The organism is Acinetobacter lwoffii, assembly GCF_022967985.1.
Taxonomy (GTDB): domain Bacteria; phylum Pseudomonadota; class Gammaproteobacteria; order Pseudomonadales; family Moraxellaceae; genus Acinetobacter.
Genome location: NZ_JALJVC010000013.1, coordinates 88,594 through 98,784, shown reverse-complemented (window position 1 = coordinate 98,784; position 10,191 = coordinate 88,594). Strand labels below are relative to the sequence as shown.

Genomic DNA, 10,191 nt, shown 5'->3' with positions numbered 1-10,191 from the left:
GATCTTCCTTTTTAAACTACTCATGCAGGATCACTGCATGAGCACTTGGGTTTAACTATGAATTAGTTTGGGCTTATAGTAATCGAAAGATTACTCGTCGTCACCTTTTTTACCGCCAGACTGGAATTTAGAAATGATGCCTTCAGCCACGTTACGTGGAGTTTCAGCATATTTAGCAAATTCCATAGAGTATGTTGCACGGCCTTGAGACATAGAACGCATTTGAGTCGCGTAACCAAACATCTCAGCAAGTGGAACTTCAGCTTTAATTGCTTTAGTACCACCAGGTAAATCGTCCATACCCTGAACCATACCACGACGACGGTTTAAGTCACCCATGATATCGCCCATGTAGTCTTCTGGAGTTTCTACTTCAACTTTCATGATCGGTTCAAGAAGGATAGGATCCGCTTTCATGAAACCATCACGGAAGGCATAAGAACCCGCCATTTTGAACGACAATTCGTCAGAGTCGACGTCATGGTAAGAACCATCAAACAATGTCGCTTTAATGCCAACTACTGGGTAGCCAGCCAAAACGCCATTCTTCATACGTTCTTGAATACCTTTGTCAACCGCACCGAAGAATTCTTTAGGTACAACACCACCTACAACTTCTTCAACGAATTCGTAATCTTTTTCAGATTCAGGATCCATCGGCTCTAAACGTACGTATACGTGACCGAATTTACCTTTACCACCAGTTTGACGTACGAATTTACCTTCTTGCTCAACAGACTTTTTGATCGTTTCACGGTAAGAAACCATTGGCTTACCAATGTTCGCTTCAACACCGAATTCACGCTTCATACGGTCAACAATAATGTCAAGGTGAAGCTCACCCATACCAGCAATAATCGTTTGACCAGATTCTTCGTCTGTACGAACGCGGAATGATGGATCTTCTTTCGCCAAGCGACCTAAAGCAACTGACATTTTTTCTTGGTCAGCTTTAGTTTTTGGTTCAACAGCCAATGCAATTACTGGCTCTGGGAATTCCATACGCTCAAGTGTGATGACATTTTTCTCATCACAAAGTGTATCACCTGTAGTTACGTCTTTAAGACCTACACACGCAGCGATATCACCCGCACGAATTTCTTCAACGTCTTGACGATCGTTCGCGTGCATTTGCACGATACGGCCGATACGTTCACGTTTAGATTTAACTGGGTTATAAACAGAATCACCTTGTTTAAGAACACCAGAGTAAACACGTACGAAAGTTAAGTTACCTACGAATTTGTCGTTCATGATTTTGAACGCAAGTGCAGAGAACGGAGCTTCGTCAGATGCTTCACGAATCGCTTTAGTTTCAGCCTTATCGTCAAGAACACCTTCAATCGCTTTAACTTCTGTAGGCGACGGTAAGAATTCAATTACTGCGTCCAACATACGTTGAACACCTTTGTTTTTGAATGCTGTACCACAAAGCATTGGTTGAATTTGACAAGCCAAAGTTTGGACACGTAGACCAGCAACGATTTGTTCTTTAGTCAAATCGCCATTGTTCAGGTATTCATCCATTAACTCTTCAGAAGCTTCAGCAGCAGCTTCAACCATGTTTGTACGCCATTCTTCAGCAGTTTCTTGAAGTTCAGCCGGGATTTCACCGTATTCAAACTTCATACCTTGTGAAGCTTCGTCCCAAATGATCGCTTTCATTTCGATCAAGTCGATTACGCCTTGGAAGTTTTCTTCAGCGCCAACAGGGATTACTACAGGTACTGGAGATGCACCTAAACGTGTTTTCATTTGTTCAACAACACGGAAGAAGTTGGCACCAGTACGGTCCATCTTGTTCACGAATGCTAAACGAGGCACTTGGTATTTGTTCGCTTGACGCCATACAGTTTCAGACTGAGGTTGTACACCACCTACAGCACAGTAAACCATACACGCACCATCAAGAACACGCATAGAACGTTCAACTTCAATTGTGAAGTCAACGTGTCCCGGTGTATCAATTACGTTGATACGGTGTTCAGGGAACTGTTTAGACATACCTGACCAGAATGTAGTCGTAGCAGCAGAAGTAATGGTAATACCACGTTCTTGCTCTTGCTCCATCCAGTCCATTGTTGCTGCACCATCGTGTACTTCACCAATTTTGTGAGATACACCTGTGTAGAACAAAATACGTTCTGTAGTTGTGGTTTTACCCGCATCAATGTGCGCAGAAATACCAATGTTACGATAACGAGAAATTGGGGTTTGACGTGCCATGATTTCTAGCATTCCTAAATTTTGTTGTTTAAAACAGGACGCTTTAAGCTGCATAGCAACTTAAAGCGCTTTGGTGACAAAACCATGACGGTCTTGTCACCCTCCTGAATAGGGCCTGTTTTATCTGCTTAGAAACGGTAGTGAGAGAAGGCTTTGTTGGCTTCAGCCATACGGTGCACATCTTCACGTTTCTTAACCGCAGCGCCTTTGCCTTCAGATGCATCAAGCAACTCGCCAGCAAGACGTAAAGCCATAGTTTTTTCAGAACGCTTAGCAGCAGCATCTACTAACCAACGCATCGCTAGAGCAGTACGACGGGATGGGCGTACTTCCATAGGAACTTGGTATGTAGCACCACCAACACGGCGTGCTTTTACTTCGACCATAGGACGAACTTTTTCAAGAGTAGTCTCGAAAAATTCAACTGGGTCTACTTTAGATTTTTCTTGAACGCGGTCTAAAGCACCGTAAACGATACTTTCAGCAATAGATTTTTTACCATCTTGCATTACGTGGTTCATGAATTTAGCGATTGTTTGGCTGCTGAACTTAGGATCCGGAAGGATTTCACGAGCAGCGACTACGCGACGTCTTGGCATTTTAAACTACCTATAAAGATGACACTTCAGGTTTATCCAGCATGAGTACAAAGTGTCATGTACTACTCGCTGGCCTTACTATACGTCGCTTGGAATTTTCACAAAATTAATGCAGAAATCAGACAAGCGAGACGATAAAGGATTGCGGTTCTACGTTCTTAAAATTTAATTCTTAACGAATTATTTCTTAGGACGTTTAGTACCGTATTTAGAACGAGACTGGTTACGATCTTTAACACCAGCACAGTCTAAAGAACCACGAACGGTATGGTAACGTACACCTGGTAAGTCTTTAACACGACCACCACGGATAAGAACAACACTGTGCTCTTGTAGGTTATGGCCTTCACCACCGATGTAGCTAGAAACTTCGAAACCTGAAGTTAAGCGAACACGGCAAACTTTACGCATTGCTGAGTTAGGTTTTTTAGGTGTAGTTGTGTAAACACGTGTACAAACACCACGGCGCTGTGGACAAGCCTTCAACGCAGGAACTTTAGATTTTTCAACTAAAGTCGTACGACCCTTGCGGATCAACTGATTTGTTGTTGCCATTTGGCAATTCTCCCGTTAATAAAAAGCCCCAAAAAACTACTACTTTTTGAGGGCATGCAATTGTAATTCAAGATGCAAAATTGGTCAACCTACTCAAGCCAAGCAAATGCCGTTTCTCACGACATTTGCTTGCTTTTATTTACCTTCAAAATTCGCTTATTTTTTTGAATTTTTACCAGCTTTTTTGGTCACGTCTTGAGCTTCAGATTTAGTTTCCGAGTTTTCTTGATCCTCTGCACCCTGCTGTGAAGTCTCTGTAGCAGCTTCCGCCTCGTCAGCAGCTTCTGGATGCAGTTCAGCTTCGATTTCCGGATCAAATGAAGTTTTGGATAAAGCCGGTTGTTGCGACTGCTTGTCTGCCGCAGGTTCAACCAACTCATCGTTGAGCGCTTCTAGCCCTTCACTCACCTTTTCATCTTTCTTCACTTCTGCTTCTTCAGAGCTTAGATCATTCTGCTCTTTTTTGACCAGCTTGACTTGGGTAATCGTGTTATTGCCTTCGATCGCAATATCTTTATCCATGATCAGATTATCTTTCGCAGGCTCAACTTCGTGAGAGGCACCATTTAAGAGTTTCGGAGTTGCCTGTTGCAACAAACTAACTGCTTTTTCATAGGCAGCATAAGGAGACAATTGCGAATCCTGATGCTGAATCAGGTATTGGCGTGCATGCGAGAATGCTTCCTGAGCTTTCTGATTTACATCCTCGACAAAACGATGGCTATATACAGCCCCAATACCAGCACTTGCCAGAGGCGTCAGTTTGGTTAATCGCTCCAGAATCGAAATTTTTGGCAGATGATTCATCCATTCCCATTTAGCCTCTCCCTCATGACGACTTAACCATTGCTTGATGGCGCTGACATCATTATCAGAACCTAGCATGGCTTGTAACTGCGAGATATCATGAGTTTTAAGTGTATTACTTAAAGCTTTTAAACCTAATAATAAGGTCTGTTTTTCCGCAATCAGGCTCAGGTCAATCTGTCTAAAGATATGCTGAACGATTTCCTGATCATCTTCTTTACTCAGGTCAAAACCATAAGAGCGACCGACTTGATAGATGGTACGCAATGCCATGAGCAAAGAGGCTGGAATATCAATGGCAGTACCAAGCATTCCTGAAGCACCACTCACTGCACCCTGCACCGTTGCAATCCATTTGTTTTGTTCACCTAAAGCCTGTGAAATTCGCTTGGATCGATCAACATCCTGAGTCAATTCCTCTAAATCTTTCGCTCCCGCTTCATTCAGAATGGCATCCACCGAACTGGTTTGATTACTGAATTGATTCAGACGGTCATAAAAGTAGTTAGACACTTTTTCGGTTAAGTCTGGAGAAACAAAATGCGCGACATTATTCACGGTATTAAAGCGGCGCCCGAGAAGTTGACGAGAGACATTTGGAAGATGCTCGCGAAGCATTTGCTGAGGATTATCATATTTTTTAGCTGAAAAAGCGCTTTTCGTCTTCGCCGAACCGTCAATCACCTGATCGGAGTTAGAAGGCTTCAGCGCTTTAGTCACCGAATCCGGCGCAACATGATTCAACAAATCCAATCCGGTTGAACTGAACTTTTTCGCCACTCCAAAGGCATTCGAAATCAGACCATTAGATTGTTTATTATTAGCATTTACCATTTTTTACCTCAGCATTCATGTGCTTGTATTTGGTATAAATACTAGGTGTAGTCAGCGTTTATCTCAACTTTATTCTGTTTCATTTAGTAAAACCCCTACATGCCGACTCACAAACTCAACCGACTGTCACACGGCATAACATTTGCCATAAGATTTCAAAAGTCTTTCTGCTATCATGTTCCCCATCATGAAATAAGGCTAAGCGCTGGATTGGGCGATTTTAAAACCCAGATATCTGCCGCTGAGCATAGAGCAAACTATAAGGATCTGTAGATGAAACGTGTTGTCATCACTGGCATGGGTATTAACTCATGTATTGGTAATACATTAGAGGATGTAAACCATTCTTTACAAAACGGGATTTCAGGAACACGTTTTAATCCGACTTATGCTGAACTCAATTTCAAAAGTCATGTTAGTGCTGCAGCCGAGCAGGATTTCGACGGGATCGACCGAAAACTGAAACGCTTTATGGGCGTATGTGCGATGTATGCATATAACTCAGCCCTTGCTGCAGTTGAACATGCAGGTTTAAAAGTTGAAGATCTAGCTGGCAACCCACGCTATGGTATTGCGGGTGGTTCAGGTGGCGGTTCAACTGCTTCCGTTATTGAAATGAACGAATTATTGCAAACCAAAGGTGCACGTAAAGTCGGTCCTTTCTTTGTACCACGTAATATGACCAACACCATTACGGCTAACGTTGGCGTTGCATTCAAATTACAAGGCGTGGCACATACCATTACTAGTGCATGTGCAACCTCTGCCGATGCGATTGGTTATGCTTACAACCTGATTCAACTCGGTAAACAAGATTTAATGCTGGCGGGTGGCGGTGAAGAAGATCACTGGTCACAAAGCTTGTTGTTTGATGCGATGGGCGCACTTTGCTCTAAATACAATGACAGCCCTGAAACAGCATCACGCCCTTATTCTGCAGACCGTGACGGTTTCGTGATTGCCGGTGGTGGTGGTTTCGTGATTCTTGAGTCTTTGGAACATGCGCAAGCGCGTGGTGCCAACATTCTTGCCGAAGTCGTAGGCTATGCAGCCAACTCGGATGGTGCCGACATGGTTGCACCATCTGGTGAAGGTGCAACGCGTTGCGTACTAATGGCTTTAGAAGAAGCAAAACAACACGGTGTCGATAAAATTGACTATGTAAATACGCATGGTACTTCTACTCCAGCGGGTGACATCACAGAACTTAAAGCAATGGAACGTGCTTTTGGTGAAGGTCAGGTTCCTCCACTCAGCTCAACCAAGTCAATGACAGGTCACAGTCTTGGTGCTGCTGGTGTTCAGGAAGCGATTTATTCAGTTCTGATGATGCAGAATGACTTTATTGCTCCAAACATCAACGTGACCGAGCTGGATGAAGGCGCGAAACCGTTTGATATCGTGCTTGAAAAACGTGACGCAAAATTGAATACTGTGATGAGTAACAGTTTCGGTTTCGGCGGCGTAAATGCTTGTCTCATTTTCAAAAAGTGGGAAGGCTAAGCTGCCCAATTTAGGGTGACTTGATGGATGCTCCTTCTGATGCTTTCTTGTGGGTAAAAGCATTACATATTATTGCAGTGGTTTGCTGGTTCGCGGCTTTGTTCTACTTGCCACGGCTGTATGTTTACCATGCCATGAGCGAAGATGCCGTCAGTCATCAACGCTTTGAAGTCATGGAACGTAAGCTGTACCGTGGCATCATGTGGCCAGCCATGTTGGCTACCTTGATTACGGCGCACTTTCTGGTCGACTGGGGTGATGCAACGCGTCACTATCATGAAGCCTTATGGTTTTACCTTAAAGTCGGCCTGGTCGGTTTATTGGTGATTTACCATCTGGTGTGTGGTTATTACCGCAAGAAGCTGATTGATAATGCACATTACAAGTCACACAAGTTTTGGCGTTATTTTAATGAGATGCCAACCCTGATCTTATTTGCAGTGGTGATTTTAGTCGTGGTTAAACCTACTTTCTAATTCACCTGCTAAATAAAAAATCCCCGATCAGTCGGGGATTTTTTATGTCTGAATATTTAAGGATTACCACGCTGACGCATACGCGGCTTATACAGCAAACGATAGGTCACTGCCAGAATAATCAACCATAAAGGACTGATCATCAGAGCCTTTAAGGTATCGGGTTCCAGACTCAGAATAATCAAGGCGAATAACAGGAATGCCAATACCACATAAGACATCCCTACTCCACCCGGCATCTTAAAGGTCGAAGCTGCATGCTTTTGCGGTTGCTGCTTACGATAACGGATATAGCACACCATGATGATGCTCCAGATACTAATAAACAGAATCACACACAGCGAACTTGCCAGAGTAAAAGCTTCCATGGTGTTTGGTACGAAATACTGAAATGCTGCCCCCAACATAATAAAAGCACAGGAGAAAAACAACCCCGTGGCTGGTACAGCCCGACTAGATAACCGCGCCAAAGCTTGAGGTGCCTGTCCATCACGTGCAAGACCAAACAACATACGGCTGGTCGAGAATACGCCACTGTTCATAGAGGACATCACTGATGACAATACCACCAGGTTCATGATAATGGCTGAAGTTGGAATACCGGCATACAGGAACAAACTCACAAATGGACTTTGATCCGCAGGAATCAAATGCCATGGTGTAACCGACATGATCATCAGCAATGACAATACATAGAACAGAATGATACGCGTAGGAATGGCATTGACCGCTTTGGGTAAATTCTTTTCTGGATCTTTGGTTTCTGCCGCCATCGTACCGAGCAGTTCCACCCCGACAAAGGCAAACATGGCAATCTGGAAACCTGCCAGAAAGCCAGTAAAGCCTTTGGGAAATAAACCACCATGTGCCCAGACATTACTAAAGCTGGCGACGGCGCCACTCGGTGCCTGAAAGCCGCTAAACACCATATAACCACCGACAAAGATCAAACCAAGAATGGCTAAAATCTTGATTAGTGCGAACCAGAATTCAATCTCACCAAACAGTTTTACCGTGACTAGGTTAATCGCGAGAATAAACAGCACACAGCCAATACTAATCATCGCCTGCCCCATCGGGGTAAAGGCCATGCCTTCGGGCAGCCAGAAACTCAAATAGTTAATAATCGCCGCGAGATCGGCAATCCCTACCAGCACCCAACCCAGCCAGTACGACCAGCCAATATAATAGCCAGCACCCGGCCCGATCAGGTCATGGGCCATATCAATAAAAGATTTGTAATGCAGATTGGATAGCAGCATTTCACCCAACGCACGCATCAGGAAGAAGAACATGCCACCAATGATCATATAAATGATCAAAATTGAAGGGCCTGCCAGGGAGATGGTTTTTCCCGATCCCATAAACAGGCCGGTACCGATACAGCCACCAATGGCGATTAACTGCAAATGTCGGTTAGAGAGTTTTCGTTGCAACTCATGCGGCGACGATTTTACGTCTTCTGTGCCCGGGGTGGTTTTCATTTTTACATCCTTTTTAATCTTTACAACAGCATCAAGCTGAATTTACAACGTTCAGTCCTCGAACGCTTATTATGATATTTTCATACTTTTTACTGCGCTGTTCAGTGAGATTTACTGCACTAAAACGACTTAAATCATTGCATGGGAGATTTCAATATCAAAAATTCAATTAAGCTTGAGCTGCAATGACTGCAATTTCAATCAGCCAGTCCGGATTAACCAAATCTGCCTGAATCGTGGCACGTGCCGGCGTGCCATGACCTTGTAACCATTCCACCCAAAGCTGATTCACAGTTTGAAAATCATTCAGATTTTTCACGAACAGTTGTGCAGAAAGCAGCTGGCTTTTATCAGTATTGGCCAATGCAAGCAATTCCTCAATTTTTACAAAGACTTCCAGTGTTTGGCCGCGTACATCCAGATCCGTGCTATTTGGCACCTGACCTGATAGATAGACGGTTTGATGATGAATCGTCACCGCACTCATGATTTGATTGCTGTTGAGTCGCTGAATGGCTGTATTGTCCTGTGTCATGCTGATCTTCCTTGTTTGGGATATTTAAATAAAATTTAAACTAAAAATTTAAGCGTCAATCTGGAAATGAACCCGAGCGGTCACCGCACACATCAGCTCATAGCCGATGGTGCCTGAACTGGCCGCCACCTCATCAATCGGCAAAACCACACCTTGGGAAGATTGGCCCCAAAGTACCACTTCACTACCTATATCTGCGTGCGGCAGCGCAGTCAGGTCTACCGCCAGCATATCCATACTGATTCGACCCAATGTCTGTGTTTTGATTGAATCGACCAGCACGGGCGTACCGGTCGCCGATAACCGTTGATAACCATCCGCATAACCACAGGCCACAATCCCGATCCGCATATCCTGTGTGGCAATAAATTTGGAACCATAGCCAATGCTCTGACCTGCCTGGATCATTTGAATGGCGATAATTTCACTGCGTAAGCTCATGCTCGGTTGCAAATTCCAGTCTTGAATCGTGTGTGTTGGATAATCTGGCGAACTACCATAAAGCATGATGCCGCTACGTACGATATCGGAATGGAGGGTTTGATGATGCCGCAGAATGGCTGCGCTATTGCTGAGTGATGTTTTACCTTCAAACCCCTGAATCGTTTTATTAAAAATGAAATGTTGATGTTCAATTCCATCCAATCCAAAACGCTCACCATCCGCATCGGAGAAATGGGTCATATGCGTGATTGAACGGACATTATTTAGTTGATGCAGCTCCTGCCAGATCTCTGCATATTGCTGTGGCTCAAAACCCAGACGGTTCATACCGCTGTTCATTTTCAAAAACACATCAAACTGTGCATCTGGCACTATTTCGGCAAACTGTTTCAACCATTGCACTTGATGCGAGGAATGAATGGCAAAGCTCATTTCATGCTTCGCACATTCAAATAAATCCGTTAGAGCAAAAACACCTTCGAGCAATAGCAACGGCTTCTTGCATCCCAGCGCACGTAGGCGCGTGCCCTCTTCAATATCCAGAAAAGCAAAACCGTCCGCACCGTGAAGTGCCGCATAGACCCGTTCAATCCCGTGCCCATAGGCATTGGCCTTGACCACGGCAAATACCTGACTATTGGGCATACATTGGCGCACCACGCTTAAATTATGCGCAAGCGCCTGTTGATGGATAATTGCAGTAATGGGACGTGGCATACATTCCTCCT

9 protein-coding genes are annotated in these 10,191 nt (G+C 44.2%); 2 read left to right on the top strand and 7 right to left on the bottom strand.

The window, feature by feature from the left end:
• Positions 1–90: 90 nt before the first annotated feature.
• The 4 genes from fusA to MWG72_RS09440 form a co-directional block, all read right to left on the bottom strand.
• Positions 91–2,226: an elongation factor G gene (gene fusA, locus MWG72_RS09455; RefSeq protein ID WP_247143899.1), complete on the bottom strand. Its 2,136-nt coding sequence runs from the start codon at positions 2,224–2,226 to the stop codon at positions 91–93.
• Between the two features lie 128 nt (positions 2,227–2,354).
• Positions 2,355–2,825 (bottom strand): 30S ribosomal protein S7, encoded by a 471-nt coding sequence (gene rpsG, locus MWG72_RS09450; RefSeq protein ID WP_004279240.1) that lies wholly within the window; start codon positions 2,823–2,825, stop codon positions 2,355–2,357.
• 180 nt (positions 2,826–3,005) lie between these two features.
• Positions 3,006–3,380: a 30S ribosomal protein S12 gene (gene rpsL / locus MWG72_RS09445; RefSeq protein ID WP_002050319.1), complete on the bottom strand. Its 375-nt coding sequence runs from the start codon at positions 3,378–3,380 to the stop codon at positions 3,006–3,008.
• Between the two features lie 156 nt (positions 3,381–3,536).
• Complete coding sequence (locus tag MWG72_RS09440) at positions 3,537–5,021, bottom strand: EcsC family protein (RefSeq protein ID WP_247143898.1); 1,485 nt, start codon at positions 5,019–5,021, stop codon at positions 3,537–3,539.
• Between the two features lie 273 nt (positions 5,022–5,294).
• Between MWG72_RS09440 and MWG72_RS09435 the strand changes: the two genes are divergently transcribed.
• Together MWG72_RS09435 and MWG72_RS09430 are read left to right on the top strand one after the other, a co-directional pair.
• The gene (locus tag MWG72_RS09435) at positions 5,295–6,524 is read left to right on the top strand and encodes a beta-ketoacyl synthase N-terminal-like domain-containing protein (protein WP_004730606.1); all 1,230 of its coding nucleotides are present in this window, start codon (positions 5,295–5,297) and stop codon (positions 6,522–6,524) included.
• A gap of 23 nt (positions 6,525–6,547) precedes the next feature.
• The gene (locus MWG72_RS09430) at positions 6,548–7,000 is read left to right on the top strand and encodes a CopD family protein (RefSeq protein ID WP_004279237.1); all 453 of its coding nucleotides are present in this window, start codon (positions 6,548–6,550) and stop codon (positions 6,998–7,000) included.
• Between the two features lie 56 nt (positions 7,001–7,056).
• Here the strand turns inward: MWG72_RS09430 and MWG72_RS09425 are convergent, their stop codons facing one another.
• The 3 genes from MWG72_RS09425 to alr form a co-directional block, all read right to left on the bottom strand.
• Positions 7,057–8,484, bottom strand: a complete 1,428-nt coding sequence (locus MWG72_RS09425; protein ID WP_247143897.1) for an amino acid permease — start codon at positions 8,482–8,484, stop codon at positions 7,057–7,059.
• A gap of 169 nt (positions 8,485–8,653) precedes the next feature.
• Positions 8,654–9,019 (bottom strand): RidA family protein, encoded by a 366-nt coding sequence (locus MWG72_RS09420; RefSeq protein WP_247143896.1) that lies wholly within the window; start codon positions 9,017–9,019, stop codon positions 8,654–8,656.
• A gap of 48 nt (positions 9,020–9,067) precedes the next feature.
• Positions 9,068–10,180, bottom strand: coding sequence for an alanine racemase (gene alr, locus MWG72_RS09415; RefSeq protein ID WP_247143895.1), 1,113 nt, complete (start codon positions 10,178–10,180; stop codon positions 9,068–9,070).
• Positions 10,181–10,191 lie beyond the last annotated feature (11 nt).

Bases quoted from the DNA above. Each gene is read 5' to 3' on its own strand.
- rpsG (WP_004279240.1), bottom strand. From the start codon at position 2,825: ATGCCAAGACGTCGCGTAGTCGCTGCTCGTGAAATCCTTCCGGATCCT.
- fusA (WP_247143899.1), bottom strand. From the start codon at position 2,226: ATGGCACGTCAAACCCCAATTTCTCGTTATCGTAACATTGGTATTTCT.
- MWG72_RS09420 (WP_247143896.1), bottom strand. From the start codon at position 9,019: ATGACACAGGACAATACAGCCATTCAGCGACTCAACAGCAATCAAATC.
- MWG72_RS09435 (WP_004730606.1), top strand. From the start codon at position 5,295: ATGAAACGTGTTGTCATCACTGGCATGGGTATTAACTCATGTATTGGT.
- MWG72_RS09440 (WP_247143898.1), bottom strand. From the start codon at position 5,021: ATGGTAAATGCTAATAATAAACAATCTAATGGTCTGATTTCGAATGCC.
- alr (WP_247143895.1), bottom strand. From the start codon at position 10,180: ATGCCACGTCCCATTACTGCAATTATCCATCAACAGGCGCTTGCGCAT.
- MWG72_RS09430 (WP_004279237.1), top strand. From the start codon at position 6,548: ATGGATGCTCCTTCTGATGCTTTCTTGTGGGTAAAAGCATTACATATT.
- MWG72_RS09425 (WP_247143897.1), bottom strand. From the start codon at position 8,484: ATGAAAACCACCCCGGGCACAGAAGACGTAAAATCGTCGCCGCATGAG.
- rpsL (WP_002050319.1), bottom strand. From the start codon at position 3,380: ATGGCAACAACAAATCAGTTGATCCGCAAGGGTCGTACGACTTTAGTT.